Source organism: Pseudomonas brassicacearum (genome assembly GCF_003732225.1).
Lineage (GTDB): Bacteria > Pseudomonadota > Gammaproteobacteria > Pseudomonadales > Pseudomonadaceae > Aquipseudomonas > Aquipseudomonas brassicacearum_E.
This window is the reverse complement of record NZ_MOBJ01000001.1, coordinates 271,481-291,369: the sequence shown is the minus strand read 5'-3', so window position 1 is coordinate 291,369 and position 19,889 is coordinate 271,481. Positions and strand designations below refer to the sequence as shown.

Genomic DNA, 19,889 nt, shown 5'->3' with positions numbered 1-19,889 from the left:
CAAACCTCAGCGGTGAGCCACGCCCGGCAGTACGCAGAGCATTTCGTACAGCAGGTTGGCACCCAGCAGCGAGGTATTGCCGGTGGTGTCGTAAGGCGGCGAGACTTCTACCAGATCGCAGCCGACCAGGTCGAGGCCTTGGCAGCCACGAACGATTTCGATCGCCTGAATGGTCGTCAGACCGCCGATTTCCGGGGTGCCGGTGCCTGGCGCCCAGGCCGGATCGATACCGTCGATGTCGAAACTCAGGTACACCGGGCCACCGCCGACTTTTTCGCGGACTTCAGCCATCAGAGGTTCCAGCGACTTGTGCCAGCACTCCTCGGCCTGAACCACGCGGAAGCCCTGTTTGCGGCTCCAGTTGAAGTCTTCAGCGGTGTAACCCTGAGCACGCAGGCCAATCTGCACGACGCGGTCGCAGTCCAGAAGACCTTCTTCAACAGCGCGACGGAAGGTGGTGCCGTGGGCGATTTTCTCGCCGAACATGTGATCGTTCACATCGGCATGGGCGTCGATGTGGACCAGGCCGACTTTGCCGTGTTTTTTGTGGATGGCACGCAGGATCGGCAGGGTGATGGTGTGGTCGCCACCGAGGGTCAGCGGGATCACGTCGTGTTCGAGGATCTCGTTGTAGGACTCTTCGATGATGCGCACGGCATCCAGCAGGTTGAAGGTGTTGATCGCCACGTCACCAATGTCGGCAACCGACAGCGAGTCGAACGGCGCAGCACCGGTGGCCATGTTGTACGGGCGGATCATTACCGATTCAGCGCGGATCTCGCGTGGCCCGAAGCGGGTGCCGGCGCGCAGGGAAGTGCCGATGTCCAGCGGGATGCCAATGAAGGCAGCGTCCAGGCCGGCAGCGGTTTTCAAGTGGGGGAGTCGCATCATGGTGGCGATGCCGCCGAAGCGCGGCATTTCATTGCCGCCCAGTGGTTGGTGAAGAATCTTGTCCACGGGTATGGCCTCATCATCATTGTTTTATTTATGGGGTTGCACCGCGCAAAGGGATCGCACAGGCACCTGTTGAGCGGATTCTGCGAAATGTAGTGCGGGAGAAGAATCGCTATCGGCAAATACTTAGTTCAGATTTTTCTAAACTAATGGCGAGAGGGGAGATAGACTTCCCACCCAATGAAAGCTGGAATACGTCCTGTAGCAGCTGGCGTAGCCTGCGTTCGGCTGCGCAGCAGTCGTGATCGCGATACTTGAGCTTTCAGGAAAATTGAGTTGCCTGGATGGCGACCGCTTCGCGGCCGAACGCAGGCTACGCCAGCTGCTACGGGGGCTGTGTCGCGACGACGACAGCATTTCACTCGGAACTTTCACCATGGCCAACGCGTTACCCGACCTGAAACTATTGCGCATCTTCGTCAGCGTGGTGCGTCATCAGGGGTTTGCCAATGCTCAGCACGAGCTCAATCTCTCGACGTCGGCCATCAGCACCTACATGAGCCAGCTCGAAGCGGCGCTGGGGCTGGTGCTCTGCCATCGTGGGCGTGGTGGTTTCAGCCTGACCAGCAAGGGCGAGCTGTTCCATCAGGAGACGTTGCGTCTTTTCGGTGAACTTGAAGGTTTCGAACAGTACGCCGCGGCGCTCAAGGGCGAGCTGCGCGGTACGCTCAACCTCGGGGTGATCGACTCGACTGTCAGCGATAAGGCTTTGCCATTCGCCGAAGCTATCGGTGCCTACAGTCAGGAGCACCCGGCCGTGCATTTGCATTTGTCGGTGATGAGCCCTTACGAGCTGCAACTCGGCGTGCAAGACAATCGCCTCGATCTGGCCATCGGTGCGTTCTCCACGCGCATGAGCGGGCTGGTCTACATGCCGCTCTACCGGGAACAGCACTGGTTGTATTGCAGCAGTCGCCATCCGTTGTTCGCCGAGCGGCGGATTCCCGAACAACTGATCACCCAGCAGCGCATGGTCGGTCGTGGTTACTGGAGCCAGGCCGAATTGGCTCGCCACGGCTTCAAGCACAGCGCGGCGACGGTGGAGAGTATGGAAGCGCAACTGATTCTGGTGCTGTCCGGCGCCTACATCGGCTACCTGCCGGAGCACTACGCCCAGGCCTGGGCCGACAAGGGTGATTTGCGCGTGCTGCTGCCGGCCACCTTCGGCTACCAGGCACCGTTTTCGATGATCGTGCGTCGTGGCCGCAGTCGTGAGCCATTGATCCAGACCTTCCGCGACTTGCTCAAAGCGCAGCTCAACCAGGCCTGATCGGGAGAATCGTATGTCCAGAATCCAATGCGCCCGTTGCCTGCGCCCGCAAACCCATTGCCTGTGCCCGTTGATTCCCAGCCTCGACAGCCGCACCCGGGTGTTGCTGTTGCAGCATCCGAGCGAGGTGAACCATGCGTTGAACACCGCGCGGCTGGCGGCGCTGGGGCTGAACAATGCCGAACTGATCGTCGGCGAAGTGTTCGAGGATTTGCCGGGCCTGTTGAGTCAACCGGGTTATCAGGCCCGCTTGCTATTCCCTGCTGACGACGCGCAACCGTTGCAGGCCTATACGCCCGCCGATCAACTGTTGCTGCTGGTGGTGCCGGACGGCACCTGGCGCAAGGCGCGCAAGATGCTGCACCTCAATCCATTGCTGGCAGCGTTGCCCCGAGTGACGTTGGCCGAAGGCGCGGTGTCGCGTTATCGGTTGCGCAAGGCACCAGGGCCGGGGGCGTTGTCGACGGTGGAGGCGATCGTGCAGGCGTTGCAGGTGCTTGAGGCACCGACGTCGTTCGAGCCGCTGTTACGTCCGTTTGAGGCATTGATCGAAGGACAGATCGCGGCGATGGGCGAGGAAACATACCAGCGCAATCACGGCGGCTAAACGCGAAAAGATCTTTACCGTTCCCGCATCGCCTCGGTCCGGGCTTTGAGCACAGGCTTGAGCAGGTAATCCAGCACGCTTTTCTCGCCGGTGATGATGTCCACCGTAGCGACCATCCCCGGGATGATCAGCAGCGGCTTAACGTCGCCGCCCAAGTGGTTTTTGTCGGTGCGTACCTGAATCAGGTAAAAGCTGTTGCCCTTGTCGTCGGTGATGGTGTCGGCGCCGATCAGTTCGAGTTTGGCGCTCAGGCCGCCATAGATCGTGTAGTCGTAGGCGCTGAACTGGACCATGGCTTTCTGGGCAGGATGCAGGAACGCCACGTCTTGCGGGCGGACCTTGGCCTCGATCAGCAGGTTGTCTTCCAGCGGCACGATTTCCACTATGTCGCTGCCCGGCTGAACCACGCCACCGATGGTGTTGACCTTCAGTTGCTTGATCACCCCATGCACCGGCGACACCACCGTGGTGCGGGTGACCTGGTCATCGATGGCAATGCTCGACGCGGTGATTTTCGACAGGTCGGTGCGTTTCTCGTTGAGCTCCTTGGCGGCGTCCGAGCGAAAGCCTTGCACTGATTCATCGATCTTGCTTTTGATCTCGTTGATCGCCGATTCGGCCCGGGGAATCGCCAGGGTGGTGGCGTCCAGCGAACCACGGATTTCCACCGCGCTGCGTTTGAGACGAAGTATTTCCACCGGCGAAACCGCGCCGGTTCCCACCAGCGGCGCCGACATGTTCATTTCCTGTTGGAGCAAACCCAGGCTGGAACTGAACTGGCCCTGTTTGGAACGAAACTCTGCCAATTCCTGGGTTTTTTGTCGAAGTTGCTCCGTCAGTGTGCGTTGCTCGCTGGCCAGGCGACGTTGCCGTTGTTCAAACAGCGAGCGCTCGTCTTCAGCCACTTGTGGGGCTTTTGCGATGACCTTGTCAGAGAGCTTGAAAGGCCGACCCTCGGCTTCGGCAGACAGCCGCTCGATCTTTGCGATCAAGGCAAAGCGATCCGCTTCACTCTCACCCTTGTTAGACAGAAACCGTGTGTCATCAAGGCGCAGCAGGGTATCGCCTTTGTTCACTATTTGCCCTTCACGCACGAAGATCTCGGTGACGATACCGCCCTCCAGGTTCTGGATCACCTGAACCTTGCTCGACGGTATGGCCTTGCCTTCACCTATGGTGACTTCTTGCAGCACGGCGAATTTGGCCCAGACCAGCGCGGTGATGATCAGCGCCGCGGCGATCCACACTGTCATCCGCGACCAGCGCGGCGAATCCTGCAGCGATGCTGCGTAGATGTCGGGCATGAATCCGCTTTCTGCGCTTTTGCTGAAGCTGTTGAAATAGCCGCGCGAACCTTGTGAAGCAGACATAGGCGACTCCTAAACAGCCGCAGAGCCGACACGGCCCTTGCGCAGTGCATCGATGACCGCTTCTTTCGGACCGTCGGCGACGATCCGGCCGTTGTCCAGCACCACTAGACGGTCCACCAGGCTAAGCATCGAGGTGCGGTGGGTGACCAGCAGCAAGGTTTTACCCTGAAGCCACTTATGCAGGCGTTGGCGCAGAACATCTTCGCTGCTGTTGTCCATGGCGCTGGTGGGTTCGTCGAGCAACATGATCGGCGGGTCGAGCAACAACGCTCGGGCCAGCAGCACCGCCTGACGCTGGCCGCCGGACAGCAACTGGCCGCGCTCACCGACAGGCCGATCAAAGCCTTGCGGGTGCTGGCGGGCGAGGTCAGTGACACCGGTCAGTTCGGCCACTTCGAGCATCCGCGAGTCGCTGATGTAGCGTGCGCCGAGGGTCAGGTTGTCCCGCAGGCTCCCGGCCAGTAGCGGAAGGTCGTGGGCGACATAACCGATTTGCTGGCGCAGGTCGGCGACGTCCAGTTGCCTCAGGTCCAGGCCATCGAGCAGCAGTTGGCCTTCTTCCGGTGCATAGAAACCCATCACCAACCGCGTCAGGGTGCTTTTGCCCGAGCCGCTGCGGCCGATGACACCGATCCGTTCGCCGGGTTTTACACTGAAGCTGACGTTGGACAGAGCCGGGGCGTTTTGCCCGTTGTAGCGGAAGGTCACGCCGCTGACGTCCAGTGCACCCAGCAGCTGCGTGCGCTCAAGTGGCCGCTGTTTGGCATCGCGTTCTTGCGGCAGGGACATCAGCGTATCGGTGCTGCGCATGGTCAGCTGGGCTTGTTGGTAGCGGGTGATCAGCCCGGCGATTTGCCCCAACGGTGCGAGGACGCGGCTGCCGAGCATGTAGGTCGCCACCAGGGCGCCGACGCTGAGGTTACTGGCGATGATGCTGTAGACCCCGGCGACGATGGTTGCCATGCCGGAGAACTGCTGGATGAACTGTGTGCCGTTGGTGACCAGCGCCGACAGGTTGCGGGCATGGCTGTCGAGGCGGGTGAGGGCGCCGTGGGTGCTTTCCCATTTGTGCTGGCGTTCGCTTTCGGCGCTACAGGCCTTGAGGGTTTCCAGGCTGCCGAGGGTTTCGATCAGCAGTGCCTGGCGTTCGGCGCCAAGCGCCAGACTCTTGCGGACCGTGTCGCGCAGGCGGATCTGGATCATCATCGCGAAGAGGATGGTGATCGGGAACGCCAGCAGCGGGATGACCACCAGCCAGCCACCGAGCAGGCCGATCACCACCAGCATCAGCACCGTGAACGGCAGGTCGATCAGGCTGGTCAGGGTCACGGCGGTGAGAAACTCGCGCAGCCCCTGGAAGTCGTGGATGCTTTGGGCAAAACCGCCAATGGTTGCCGGTCGCGCTTTCATCGACATGCCGGTGATACGTTCGAACAAAGTCGCGGAAAGGATCACGTCGGTTTGCTTCCCGGCGGTGTCCAGCAAATGCGCGCGTACGATCCGCAGCACCAGTTCAAAACCGGTACCGATCAACAGCCCTATAGCCAGCACCCACAAGGTCGAGGTGGCCTGGTTCGGCACTACCCGGTCGTAGGTCTGCATTACAAACAGCGGAACCATCAGCCCCAGCAGGTTAATCAGGAGACTCGCCAGAATCGCATCGCTGTAGAGCCAGCGCGACAGCTTCAAGGTGTCGCGAAACCAGGCCTCGACGCGCGGCACCAGCGGTGAGCGCAAGTCTTCGAGCTCATGTCGTGGCCGGGCGAATAACGCCTGGCCACTGTATTCCTCGGTCAGCTCTTCACGGCTGACCCATTGTTCACCGCCCTCGGCCTCGCTGGGCAGAATCAGCGCCTTGCCATCGTCGCCCCAGCGCCGCAAGACCGCGCAGCGGCCATTCTTGAGGATCAGCATCACCGGCAGGTTGAGCGTTGATATCGACGCCAGTTCACGCCGCAGCAATCGCGCCTGCAAACTGGCCCGAGCCGCTGCACGGGGCAGCAGCTCCAGACTCATGCGTTGCCTGGCCAGTGGCAGCCCGGCACTCAGGCTGGCCCGGCTGACGGTGCAGTCGTGCAGCTTGCAGAGGATCAACAAACCATCCAACAGCGGATCATCAAAGCTCAGGCGTGGATCAACGCCAGTGTTGCCGGGTTCCATGCTGGTCAAATCGATCTCTCCAGTGAGCTATCTCATATCAGGCAAACGGGCTTCGCTCTTCACTTCGGTCTGGGCGATCGCTTCCGCCGGCACCACGACTTTTTCCTTGGTCAATAATTCACCCATGTTCGCCAACACGCGGTACATGGAGAACTCCTCGGTGTAACGCACTTCGGTGTAGCGGCGATTGGCGGTGTACAGCTCGTTTTCACTGTCCAGCAGGTCGAGCAGGGTCCGTTGGCCAAGGCCGAACTGGTCCTGGTAGGCCGTACGTACCCGGGTGGTGGTTTCGGCGTATTCACGGGCGGCCGGGGTTTGTTTCCTCGCGTTGACCATGGCGTTCCAGGCCAGGGTGATGTTTTCGTTGAGCATGCGCAGGGCGTTGTTGCGGATGTCCATGGCCTGGTTGATTTTGTGCGCGTCCGATTGCAGGCGGGCCTTATCGCTGCCGCCGCGGAACAGGTTGTAGTTCATGATCACGCCAACCCGCCATTCGTTGTCGTGGCCCTGATCACCTTGCACGTTGTCGTTGGCACCGACTGCCGCTTCGGCATCGAAGCGTGGATAGAACGGCGACTTGGCAATTTCGTACTGGCTCTGGGCGGCATTCATGTCAGCCTGTGCTGATTTAAGGTAAGGGTTGTTTTCCAGCATGCTCTGCCGGGCGTCCGGCAGACTGACGGGGACTTCGCCGCGAACCGAGGGCAGTGTTTCCAGTTCATCGGGCATGCGCCCCACCGCGCTGTAGAAGTTGGCCTCGGCGTCAGCGAGGTCGACCTGTGCGGTGTCGAGGTTGTTTTGCGCCAGTGCTCGACGGGCTTTCGATTGATCAAGGTCAGCATTGCTGCCGACACCGCGCTGAGTGCGCAAGCCGATCTGGTCGTTGACCCGCAAGTGGGCTTGCAGGTTGTTGGTGGCCAGGGTCACCAACTCTCGGCGCTTGAGCACGTCGAGGTAAACCTCGATGGTGCGCAGGGCCAGGCTCTCGGCGGTGCCTCGGGTGAAATAGGCCCGCGAGTTGGACACCGATTTCGTGCGGCCGACCTCGTTAGCGGTATTGAAACCGTCGAAAAGCATTTGCCGCAGGCGCAATTCGGACCGGGTGTACCACTGGGTTTCGGTGTGATTGCCGCTGGGTGTCAGGCCGCGCGTGGTGGAGTTGTCGCTATAGCCGCGTCCGTAAGCGGCACTCAGATCGATGCTTGGGTAGTAGCCTCCTTTGGCAACTTTCACGTCCTCATTGGCAGACAGGCGATTGTCTTGCGCAGCGCGCAGCTCCGGGTGGTTGTCCAGCGTGCTTTGAATCGCTTCGGTCAGTGACATGGCCTGGGTCTGATGTGAACAAGCCATGGCCAATAAAATCGCGCAGCAGAGGGGTTTCGAAACGCCCATAGTCCCTGATCCTGATGGTGCTTATCAGTCGCCAGATAATTGACGAACTTTATAGGTCAAACCGTTTCAGGCTTGTAACAGAGAGCTAAGAACATCTTGGAGAGAAACCAAGAGGAATTTCTCATAAGGTCTATGTCAAAAAAAGCTAATGCGCTCAGCTACCATTTGGGTTTCGGCTCATTCAAGCCAAGCCGGTGTTGAGTGCCCATGGCCCTCCCGACCCCTTCGCCACAAACAGACCGCCAAAATAACGACAGATATCGGCGCAATAGTATCCATTTGTCGGAATATTGGCGCATTACACCTTTCCCTTCGTGTAACACCTTTACAACACCTGACCCGACAACTAAACAAACATCAAACTGATATCAGGGAAGGCCGTCTCCCTGAGTCAGTGCTACCCCAAGACACGGCCCCACCCAGCCATTATTTCAGGAGTCCCTTCCACATGGGCGCTCTCGGTTTATTGCGCGCTATGCGCAGCGCAGCCTCAGGCTCGGTCCCACGTTCGCCCAACCTGTCCTGCGATCCGCTCCTCAAGCGCGGCGAGCTTCTCCACCATCGTGATACCGACGCCCCTCTGCCGGCAGCGCCCATCCAGTCAGGCCCGGCAGTCGGCTGCCCAGCTGGCCGACGATGTCCGGCGGCCGCCTTGCACCGCTCCTGAACAACCTGAGCGGTACAAAAGCGGGACTTCGCCCTAATCGCTTCACAGGCATCGGATGACAACATCGTGAATGGACAGAACACTGCGCCGGTTTGCTCCAGCAAAGAAGAGTCCGTTTTGTGGCTGTTAGCAGTCTGTAGCGATTCTTAAAAAAATTGGAATTCTCGGGAGAAAGACATGGCTAGCACCACAACTACCAGCGGCGGAACCGTTACTTCGTTTTCCAACACGCCGCAGGCAACGGATGACATCTTCACTACTGGTGTTACTGGCACGGGCAGCGTGACCATCACTGAAGATCTGCAGAAGATCGTGTATCTGGACGTCATGTCCAATGATCTCGGCGGCAACGCGAAGACACTCTGGTCACTCGATAACGCGACCAGTCTTTCTACTGCCACCAAGGTTTATGCTCCGGCCGACCTCCTGACCCAAGACACTGGCAGAGTTGAGGCGACGAGTTCTGACACCAGTTTCAATGGTGCAAAGATCTGGATTACGTCGGATGGCACGGTCGGCTACGACGTCGCTACTTTGTCGGATGCTTTCAAGGTACAACTCCAGGCGCTTGCTGTTGGCGAGTCCCTGACGGATAGCTTTACTTATGCGATTCGTCTCGGCAACGGCACGCTCAGTTGGGCCACTGCGACGGTGCAGTTTGCAGGCAGCAACGACGCGCCGGTGGTGACGGGTACAGTAACCGGTAATGCCACTGAGGACGGGCATGCTGTCACGTTGAACGCGTTAGCACACGCCTCAGACGTCGATCATGGCACTACACTTTCTGTCGTTAACCTCCCGGCCTCCCTCCCGGCCGGTGTGAGCTATGACGCGACAACGCATTCTTTCACGCTTGACCCGACGAACGCTGCCTACCAACACCTCGCAGCAGGCGAGCCGATGACGGTGACGGTGAGCTTTGGTGTTACCGACGGCATTGCCACGACTCCCGGGTCGATGTCATGGTTGATCACCGGTACCAACGACGGTCCGATAGCGGTGGCCGATGTGGCCGCCGGCACGGAAAACCAGCCCCTCACTATCAACGTGCTGGCCAACGACACCGACGTCGACGACGGCCATGTGTTCACGCTGAACTCGGCGAGTGCGCCGGCAAACAAGGGCACGGCCAGCGTGGTCGGCAACCAGCTGCTGTTCAACCCAGGGAGCGACTTCGACCACCTGGCACAGGGTGCGGTCGAGCATGTGACGCTCAATTACCAGATGCAGGACGAACACGGGGCGCTCTCGAGCTCCACGGTGGATGTGACCATCACCGGCACCAACGATGCGCCGGTGGCAGTGGCCGATGTGGCCGCCGGCACGGAAAACCAGACCCTGACCGTCAACGTGCTGGCCAATGACACCGATGTCGACGACGGCCACGCGTTCACGCTGAACTCGGTCAGTGCGCCGGCGAGCAAGGGCACGGCCAGCGTGGTCGGCAACCAACTGGTGTTCAACCCCGGGACCGACTTCGACCACCTGGCACAGGGTGCGGTCGAGCACGTGACGCTCAATTACCAGATGCAGGACCAGTACGGGGCGCTCTCGAGTTCCACGGTGGATGTGACCATCACCGGCACCAACGATGCGCCGGTGGCGGTGGCCGATGTGGCCGCCGGCACGGAAAACCAGACCCTGACCGTCAACGTGCTGGCCAACGACACCGACGTCGACGACGGCCATGTGTTCACGCTGAACTCGGCCAGTGCGCCGGCGAACAAGGGCACGGCCAGCGTGGTCGGCAACCAGTTGCAGTTCAACCCGGGGACTGACTTCGACCACCTGGCGCAAGGCGTGGTTGAGCACGTGACGCTCAGCTACCAGATGCAGGACGAACACGGGGCGCTCTCGAGCTCCACGGTGGATGTGACCATCACCGGCACCAACGACGCGCCGGTGGCGGTGGCCGATGTGGCCGCCGGCACGGAAAACCAGACCCTCACTATCAACGTGCTGGCCAACGACACCGATGTCGATGACGGCCACCTGTTCACGCTGAACTCGGTCAGTGCGCCGGCCAACAAGGGCACGGCCAGCGTGGTCGGCAACCAGCTGCTGTTCAACCCCGGGACTGACTTCGACCACCTGGCGCAAGGCGTGGTTGAGCACGTGACGCTCAGCTACCAGATGCAGGATCAGTACGGGGCGATCTCGACCAGCAGCGTAGACGTGACCATCACCGGCACCAACGACGCGCCGGTGGCGGTGGCCGATGTGGCCGCCGGTACAGAGAACCAGACCCTGACCCTCGACGTGCTGGCCAATGACACCGACGTCGACGACGGTCACGCGTTTACCTTGGTCAGCGCCAGTGCGCCGATCGGCCAGGGCAGTGCCAGCGTCGCGGGCAACCAGCTGGTGTTCAACCCGGGGAGCGACTTCGATCATCTGGCGCAAGGCGCCACGGCCAGTGTCACGCTCAGCTACACCATGACCGACGAGCACGGCGCACCGGCCAGCAGCAGCGTGGTGGTGACCATCACCGGCACCAACGACGCGCCGGTGGCGGTGGCCGATACGGCCGCGGGCACGGAAAACCAGACCCTCACGATTGACGTGTTGGCCAACGACACCGACGTCGACGATGGCCACGCGTTCACCTTGGTCAGCGCCAGTGCGCCGATCGGCCAGGGCAGTGCCAGCATCGTGGGCAACCAGTTGCTGTTCAACCCCGGGGCCGATTTCGACCATCTGGCGCAAGGCGCCACGGCCAGTGTCACGCTCAGCTACACCATGACCGACGAGCACGGCGCACCGGCCAGCAGCACCGTGGTGGTAACCATCACCGGCACCAACGATGCGCCGGTAGCAGTGGCCGATACGGCCGCCGGTACGGAAAACCAGACCCTCACGATTGACGTGTTGGCCAATGACACCGATGTCGATGACGGCCATGTATTCACGCTGAATTCGGCCAGTGCGCCGGCGAACAAGGGCACGGCCAGCGTGGTCGGCAACCAGCTGCTGTTCAACCCCGGGACCGATTTCGACCACCTGGCACAGGGCGTGGTCGAGCACGTGACGCTCAATTACCAGATGCAGGACGAACACGGGGCGCTCTCGAGTTCCACGGTGGACGTGACCATCACCGGCACCAACGACGCGCCGGTGGCGGTGGCCGATGCGGCCGCCGGCACGGAAAACCAGACCCTCACGATTGACGTGCTGGCCAACGATACCGACGTCGACGACGGTCACCTGTTTACGCTGAATTCGGCCAGTGCGCCGGCGAACAAGGGCACGGCCAGCGTGGTCGGCAACCAACTGGTGTTCAACCCCGGGACCGACTTCGATCACCTGGCGCAGGGCGTGGTCGAGCACGTGACGCTCAGCTACCAGATGCAGGACGAACACGGGGCGCTCTCGACCAGTAGCGTGGACGTGACCATCACCGGCACCAACGACGCGCCGGTGGCAGTGGCCGATGTGGCCGCCGGTACGGAAAACCAGACCCTCACGATTGACGTGTTGGCCAACGACACCGATGTCGACGACGGCCATGTGTTCACGCTGAACTCGGCGAGTGCGCCGGCGAGCAAGGGCACGGCCAGCGTGGTCGGCAACCAACTGGTGTTCAACCCCGGGAGCGATTTCGACCACCTGGCACAGGGTGCGGTCGAGCACGTGACGCTCAGCTACCAGATGCAGGACGAACACGGGGCGCTCTCGAGCTCCACGGTGGATGTGACCATCACCGGCACCAACGATGCGCCGGTGGCGGTGGCCGATGTGGCCGCCGGCACGGAAAACCAGACCCTGACCGTCAACGTGCTGGCCAATGATACCGATGTCGACGACGGCCATCTGTTCACGCTGAACTCGGTCAGTGCGCCGGCGAGCAAGGGCACGGCCAGCGTGGTCGGCAACCAACTGGTGTTCAACCCCGGGAGCGATTTCGACCACCTGGCACAGGGTGCGGTCGAGCACGTGACGCTCAATTACCAGATGCAGGACGAACACGGGGCGCTCTCGAGTTCCACGGTGGACGTGACCATCACCGGCACCAACGATGCGCCGGTGGCAGTGGCCGATACGGCCGCCGGTACGGAAAACCAGACCCTCACGATTGACGTGTTGGCCAACGACACCGATGTCGACGACGGCCATGTGTTCACGCTGAACTCGGCGAGTGCGCCGGCGAACAAGGGCACGGCCAGCGTGGTCGGTAACCAGCTGCTGTTCAACCCGGGGAGCGACTTCGATCATCTGGCACAAGGCGCCACGGCCAGTGTCACGCTCAGCTACACCATGACCGACGAGTACGGCGCACCGGCCAGCAGCAGCGTGGTGGTAACCATTACCGGCACCAACGATGCGCCGGTGGCAGTGGCCGATACGGCCGCCGGTACGGAAAACCAGCCCCTCACGATTGACGTGTTGGCCAACGACACCGACGTCGACGATGGCCACGCGTTCACCTTGGTCAGCGCCAGCGCGCCGATCGGCCAGGGCAGTGCCAGCGTCGCGGGCAACCAGCTGGTGTTCAACCCCGGGGCCGATTTCGACCATCTGGCGCAAGGCGCCACGGCCAGTGTCACGCTCAGCTACACCATGACCGACGAGCACGGCGCACCGGCCAGCAGCACCGTGGTGGTAACCATCACCGGCACCAACGATGCGCCGGTAGCAGTGGCCGATACGGCCGCCGGTACGGAAAACCAGACCCTCACGATTGACGTGTTGGCCAATGACACCGATGTCGATGACGGCCATGTATTCACGCTGAATTCGGCCAGTGCGCCGGCGAACAAGGGCACGGCCAGCGTGGTCGGTAACCAGCTGCTGTTCAACCCGGGGAGCGACTTCGATCACCTGGCGCAAGGTGCGGTCGAGCATGTGACGCTCAATTACCAGATGCAGGACGAACACGGGGCGCTCTCGAGCTCCACGGTGGATGTGACCATCACCGGCACCAACGATGCTCCGGTGGCGGTGGCCGATGTGGCCGCCGGTACGGAAAACCAGACCCTCACGATCGACGTGCTGGCCAACGACACCGATGTCGATGACGGCCATGTGTTCACGCTGAACTCGGCGAGCGCGCCGGCGAGCAAGGGCACGGCCAGTGTGGTCGGCAACCAGCTGCTGTTCAACCCAGGGAGCGATTTCGACCACCTGGCGCAGGGTGCGGTCGAGCACGTGACGCTCAATTACCAGATGCAGGACGAACACGGGGCGCTCTCGAGCTCCACGGTGGACGTGACCATCACCGGCACCAACGACGCGCCGGTGGCGGTGGCCGATGTGGCCGCCGGCACAGAAAACCAGACCCTGACCGTCAACGTGCTGGCCAACGACACCGACGTCGACGACGGCCACGCGTTTACCTTGGTCAGCGCCAGTGCGCCGATCGGCCAGGGCACGGCCAGCGTGGTCGGCAACCAGTTACAGTTCAACCCGGGGGCCGACTTTGATCATCTGGCGCAAGGCATCACGGCCAGTGTCACGCTCAGCTACACCATGACCGACGAGCACGGCGCGCCTGCCAGCAGCAGCGTAGTGGTAACCATCACCGGCACCAACGACGCTCCGGTGGCAGTGGCCGATGTGGCCGCCGGTACAGAAAACCAGACCCTGACCGTCAACGTGCTGACCAACGATACCGACGTCGACGACGGTCACCTGTTCACGCTGAACTCGGCCAGTGCGCCAGCCAACAAGGGCACGGCCAGCGTGGTCGGCAACCAACTGCTGTTCAACCCCGGGAGCGATTTCGACCACCTGGCGCAGGGCGTGGTCGAGCACGTGACGCTCAACTACCAGATGCAGGACGAACACGGGGCGCTCTCGAGCTCCACGGTGGACGTGACCATCACCGGTACTAATGACGCGCCGGTGGTGGTGGCCGATGTGGCCGCCGGTACAGAGAACCAGACCCTGACCGTCAACGTGCTGGCCAACGACACCGATGTCGACGACGGCCATGTGTTCACGCTGAACTCGGCCAGTGCGCCGGCAAACAAGGGCACGGCCAGCGTGGTCGGCAACCAACTGGTGTTCAACCCCGGGAGCGNNGAGCACGTGACGCTCAACTACCAGATGCAGGACGAACACGGGGCGCTCTCGAGTTCCACGGTGGACGTGACCATCACCGGTACCAACGACGCGCCGGTGGCGGTGGCCGATACGGCCGCCGGTACAGAGAACCAGACCCTGACCGTCAACGTGCTGGCCAACGACACCGATGTCGATGACGGCCATCTGTTCACGCTGAATTCGGCCAGTGCGCCGGCAAACAAGGGCACGGCCAGCGTGGTCGGCAACCAGTTGCAGTTCAACCCGGGGACTGACTTCGACCACCTGGCGCAAGGCGTGGTTGAGCATGTGACGCTCAGCTACCAGATGCAGGATCAGTACGGGGCGCTCTCGACCAGCAGCGTGGACGTGACCATCACCGGCACCAACGACGCGCCGGTGGCGGTGGCCGATGTGGCCGCCGGCACAGAAAACCAGACCCTGACCGTCAACGTGCTGGCCAACGACACCGACGTCGACGACGGCCACGCGTTTACCTTGGTCAGCGCCAGTGCGCCGATCGGCCAGGGCACGGCCAGCGTGGTCGGCAACCAGTTACAGTTCAACCCGGGGGCCGACTTTGATCATCTGGCGCAAGGCGCCACGGCCAGTGTCACGCTCAGCTACACCATGACCGACGAGCACGGCGCGCCTGCCAGCAGCAGCGTAGTGGTAACCATCACCGGCACCAACGACGCTCCGGTGGCAGTGGCCGATGTGGCCGCCGGTACAGAAAACCAGACCCTGACCGTCAACGTGCTGGCCAACGACACCGACGTCGACGACGGCCATCTGTTCACGCTGAACTCGGCCAGTGCGCCGGCGAACAAGGGCACGGCCAGCGTGGTCGGCAACCAGTTGCAGTTCAACCCGGGGACTGACTTCGACCACCTGGCGCAAGGCGTGGTTGAGCATGTGACGCTCAGTTACCAGATGCAGGACCAGTATGGGGCGCTCTCGAGTTCCACAGTGGACGTAACCATCACCGGCACCAACGACGCGCCGGTAATGACGGCAGGTGGGTCTCTGTCGTACACGGAGAACCAGGCAGCGACAGCGATCAACTCGGCGCTGACGGTCACCGATGTCGACAGTAGCAACCTAACGGGCGCTACGGTATCGATCACCAGCAACTTTGCCTCGGGCCAGGACGTACTCGGGTTCACCAACCAAAACGGCATCAGCGGCAGCTACAACTCAAGCACCGGCGTGCTGACACTAAGCGGGACGTCGTCGGTGGCGAACTATCAAGCCGCGCTACGCTCGGTGACCTACTCCGACACCAGCGACAACCCGTCGACGGCACCGCGCACAATTAGCTTCCAGGTGGATGACGGCTCTGCAGCTAACCACGCGAGCAACGTCGCAACGACGACCGTCACGGTGGCGGCAGTCAATGACGCGTCGATAGTGGACTTGAATGGTGGCGGCGCGGGCAATGATGCAACGGCGAACTATCCAACAGGCACCTCGCAGTTATTGATTGCGCCGTCGGCGACTGTCACCGACGTCGACTCGCCGAACCTGTCGTCGATGACTGTCACGTTGACGAACGCTATGGACAGCACCAATGCGAACGTCAGGGAAACACTCTCCCTGAACGCGCCGGCATCGACCGCTGCTACGGGGTTGACGGTGACCGGTGTTGCCAGTGGCGCAAACAATGGGATCTATACACTGACGATCACGGGCTCGGCTAGCCAGGCCACCTACCAGACTATCCTCAAAGGCGTTCAGTACACCGACACCAAGAGCGGAAACCACAACGTTACCGACCGACTCGTGAACGTGGTGATCAACGATGGAGCGGCAAATAGCCTCCTGCACACAGTCACAATCCATGTGGCAGCTCCGGCTGGCGTAGCCGGCGAGGCTATCAACCTGGCACTGACCGATCCCACGCACGACACCTCCGACCTCATTACCTACACGGTGAGCGGGGTTCCGATAAATTGGGTGCTGAGTGCCGGAACCAAAAACAGTGACGGCAGTTGGACGATACAGACCAGCGACCCTTCTGCACTGACCGTCATGACGCCATCCACCTATGCCGGTGCGATGGAACTCACAGTAACTTACGGATGGACCAATGCGGACGGCAGTACAAGCAGTCATATTGTTTCCGACAATGTCGAAGCTTACGCCCCCGGCTCACCGATCTTCGCCTTGTCAGCGGACGATAATCTCACCGCCTCCAGCGGCGCTGACCTGTTCGTGTTCGCTCAGCCGATTGGCAACAACGTCATCCACAGCTTCGATACGGCAGCGGACAAGATCGACTTGATCGGCTTCACGGGCGCCACCGGCTTTGCTGACTTGAGCATCGCTAACGACGCAAACGGCAATGCGCTGGTCAGCATAGGTTCCGGCCAGACGATCACCCTGAAAGGTGTCGATGCGGCGGGCTTGAGCGAAGCGAACTTCCAGTTCAATGTGGACCCGCTCACCACCAATACCGGCACCATCAGCATTGCCGACGGGGCGATCATGCCGCTCGGTGGCAGCATCCATAACAGCGGCACCATCGAGCTCGGCTCCACCGGCAGTGAAACCAGCCTGGAAATCCTCTTCCGTGGCGCGACCTTGACCGGTGGCGGCCATGTGCTGCTATCCGACAGCGCGCACAACGTGATTTTCGGTGGCAGCACCGACACCGTGCTGACCAATGCCGACAACCACATTTCCGGCGCCGGCCAGTTGGGCGCCGGGCAGATGGTGCTGGTCAATGCGGGGCTGATCCAGGCCGACGGGCTGAACAGCCTGGTGCTCGACACCGGCACCCACACCATAGTCAACAGCGGCGTGCTGGAATCCACGGGCGCGGGTGGCATGACGGTGGCCAGTGCGGTCGACAACTCCGGCCACTTATGGGCCAATGGCGGCGACCTGCGCCTGCTGGCCGACGTGACTGGCAACGGCAGCGCCACCATCGACGGTGACGCCAGCCTGATCTTCAACGGCGCCGCCCACGCGTCAGTCGCCTTCCACGGCGAAGGTGCGGGCACGCTGATCGTGGAGCACGCCGCGGATGCCGGCTCGCTGGTCGGCATTCTCGGACTCGAAAGCAATGACTCGCTGATGTTCGGCGATCTCGCCTTCGGCGCCCACACCCAGCTCAGCTACAGCGCCAACGCCCTTGGCTCCGGCGGCCTGCTGACGGTGGACGACGGCGTGCATCGGGCCGAGGTGAACCTGCTGGGGCACTACTCGGTGGCCGACTTCCAGGTCACCGACGGCGGCGGGGCCGGCACCCTGGTCGATTACCACGGTGCATCCAGCGGCACACAGGTGGGCAGCATGGCGGCGGACGTGCTCAGTGGCGGCGACGGCAACGACATCCTCGCGGGTCGTGGCGGGGCGGACACCCTCAGCGGTGGCGCGGGAGCCGATGTGTTCGCCTACCTCAACCCGAACGACGGCGGGGACACCATCCTCGACTACCACTTCGCCGAAGGTGACGCGCTTGACCTCTCCGCGTTGCTCAAAGCCAACTTCGTTAGCGGCAGCAGCCAGGTGTCCGACTTCGTCCAACTGGTGAAGTCCGGCAGCGACATCACCGTGAAGGTGGATACCGATGGTGCAGCCAATGGTGCGCATTTCACCGATGTGGCGGTCCTTGCCCACGCGGGCACGACCGGCGTCGATCTGGTGCGTACCTGGTTCGGGGATGCCGAGCATACGCTGACGGTCTGACAGACTAGAGCTACCCGGGAGGGCAAACATGTGCCTCCCGGGCTGCCAGACAGGGTCTGACCTAAACGGCGCAGCGGGCATGACCTACGTTTTCGATAAGGGTTACTGCGATTACAACTGGTGGCACCAGATCGATCAGGTGGGGGCCTTCTTCGTTACTCGACTCAAGAAAAACGCCAATGTGGAACACGTAGAAAACATAAGGAAAGAGGGGGCGGCAGATTTCATTGAGACGGACGAGGCCGTGTTGTTCGGCAAGAAATACCTGAACACTCGACGCCTGAATCACTATCACGACCAAGCCGTACGCCGGGTCCAGATTCGTCGAGATGACCACGATACGCCGCTGATTTTGGTGACCAACGACTTTTCGCGCTCAGCCGAGGAAATCGCCGACCTGTACAAGCAACGCTGGCAGATCGAGCTGTTTTCAAGTGGATAAAGCAAAACCTCAAGCTCAAACGGTACTCCGGTTTCTCCGAAAACGCCGTGCGCTTGCCGATTTACAGCGCGTTGATCACCTATCTCTTGCTGCATCTTTATAAGCAACGCTCAGGCAGTTCGGATTCGATTTCAGACTTTGCTATCCGGCTGACCCACAGCTTGTTCGAGCGCCCGCTCAGTGAGGCACACCATGAATACCGAAGGCAAAAACGAACATAGCTGAAGGCCGCCCAAGGCAGCCTTTAGCTATGAGAGAGTTTTACCGGACACTCGTGACGCAGAGCATGGGAACGATCTTTACCTGGAGCGACTCCGGGCATTCAATCCATCAACGCCGACGCGAGGATCGCCGCGCTGGATTTAAGGATCGGCAGCGACTTGAGCACTGGAAAACACAGCCCGGTGTCCTGTGAACAATAGAACCCATCCAGGTTTTCCAGCGGCAGATTGGAGCCCGGCACCGAAAACACCTTGCCGGGACGGCGGACGGTTGGAGCGTGGCGGGTCGCGACGTCGGGAGGGGTGATGACAAAACAGACCGTGGGATTGAGCGGGTTGGGTGAGGTTTTTATCGGGATCTGCTCGACCAGGGTGGCACCGAGCTGTTCAACGACCCCGGCGATGTTCTTGATGTAACCCAACCGATCCATACGCTGTCGGCCTTGCTCACTGTTGATTTCGTAGCACGGCTCGAAGAGCACCAGTTTGTCGATCGTCACGCGGAACAACTCTTCCAGCAGTTCGCTGAGCGTTTCGCCATTGGGTTCCAGCGCATGGCTTGAAACGGTGATGTTGACGGATTTGTCGAGCAGGGGGATTTCGCTGATGTCGGCGATAAACGGCGTCAGTCGTTCGAAGGTGTCGCCCATGTGTTGCTGCGCGAATGCCATGCCCTTGTGCACCCGTGACCAACTGATGTCGAAGGCATAAAGGTGATCGGGCGGGAAGGGTAATTGCCGGGCGATCAGGCTCAGGGTCGTCAATTCACCGGTCCCGATGTCCAGCAGTGAGTCCTGAGGCTTGAGGTGCTGGCTCAGTAGACCGGCCAGTTCTCCCGCGTAGGCCTGCGCCTGGGTGAGATTGTTTTCGACGTAATCGATGTACGTGCCGGCCTGCAAGTCGTAGGCGGCTTCAATGATCTCGGGGGAGTTGTAGCTCAGTTGCTTTTGCTGGCGAAGCAGCTCCGTTATGTTCTGGCCTTGTGCGTACGCCTGTCGGGCGGCCAGCATATTGAAGTGCTTGAGCGCAGTCCTTGTCGTGTTCATGGGCGGTCGCTGTGTCGAATGTGGAGGTCAAAAACGCGCACAGTTT

9 protein-coding genes are annotated in these 19,889 nt (G+C 61.3%); 4 read left to right on the top strand and 5 right to left on the bottom strand.

The window, feature by feature from the left end:
* Positions 1–6: 6 nt before the first annotated feature.
* A complete protein-coding gene (speB, locus tag BK659_RS01400; RefSeq protein WP_123423400.1) occupies positions 7–957 on the bottom strand; it encodes an agmatinase in 951 nt (316 codons plus the stop codon).
* Between the two features lie 373 nt (positions 958–1,330).
* On the opposite strand from speB, the gene BK659_RS01395 reads away from it, so the two are divergent.
* Together BK659_RS01395 and BK659_RS01390 are read left to right on the top strand one after the other, a co-directional pair.
* A complete protein-coding gene (locus BK659_RS01395; RefSeq protein ID WP_123423399.1) occupies positions 1,331–2,224 on the top strand; it encodes a LysR family transcriptional regulator in 894 nt (297 codons plus the stop codon).
* Between the two features lie 13 nt (positions 2,225–2,237).
* On the top strand, positions 2,238–2,831 hold the full coding sequence (locus BK659_RS01390; RefSeq protein WP_123423398.1) for a tRNA-uridine aminocarboxypropyltransferase: 594 nt from the start codon (positions 2,238–2,240) through the stop codon (positions 2,829–2,831).
* Positions 2,832–2,845: 14 nt separating this feature from the next.
* On the opposite strand, the gene BK659_RS01385 is transcribed toward BK659_RS01390, so the two are convergent.
* From BK659_RS01385 to BK659_RS01375, 3 genes are read right to left on the bottom strand one after another with little or no spacing between them, the layout of a single operon-like run.
* Entirely contained in the window at positions 2,846–4,201 is a 1,356-nt protein-coding gene (locus BK659_RS01385) for an HlyD family type I secretion periplasmic adaptor subunit (protein WP_123423397.1), read from the bottom strand.
* Between the two features lie 9 nt (positions 4,202–4,210).
* Entirely contained in the window at positions 4,211–6,370 is a 2,160-nt protein-coding gene (locus tag BK659_RS01380) for a type I secretion system permease/ATPase (protein WP_123423396.1), read from the bottom strand.
* A gap of 18 nt (positions 6,371–6,388) precedes the next feature.
* Positions 6,389–7,753: a TolC family outer membrane protein gene (locus BK659_RS01375; protein WP_123423395.1), complete on the bottom strand. Its 1,365-nt coding sequence runs from the start codon at positions 7,751–7,753 to the stop codon at positions 6,389–6,391.
* 844 nt (positions 7,754–8,597) lie between these two features.
* On the opposite strand from BK659_RS01375, the gene BK659_RS01370 reads away from it, so the two are divergent.
* On the top strand, positions 8,598–18,134 hold the full coding sequence (locus BK659_RS01370; protein WP_123423394.1) for an Ig-like domain-containing protein: 9,537 nt from the start codon (positions 8,598–8,600) through the stop codon (positions 18,132–18,134).
* 79 nt (positions 18,135–18,213) lie between these two features.
* Positions 18,214–18,576, top strand: coding sequence for a transposase (locus BK659_RS01365; RefSeq protein ID WP_185015268.1), 363 nt, complete (start codon positions 18,214–18,216; stop codon positions 18,574–18,576).
* 322 nt (positions 18,577–18,898) lie between these two features.
* On the opposite strand, the gene BK659_RS01360 is transcribed toward BK659_RS01365, so the two are convergent.
* Positions 18,899–19,843 carry a class I SAM-dependent methyltransferase gene (locus BK659_RS01360; protein ID WP_148050408.1) on the bottom strand — a complete coding sequence of 315 codons (945 nt, stop codon included), beginning with the start codon at positions 19,841–19,843 and terminating at the stop codon, positions 18,899–18,901.
* Positions 19,844–19,889: the final 46 nt, after the last annotated feature.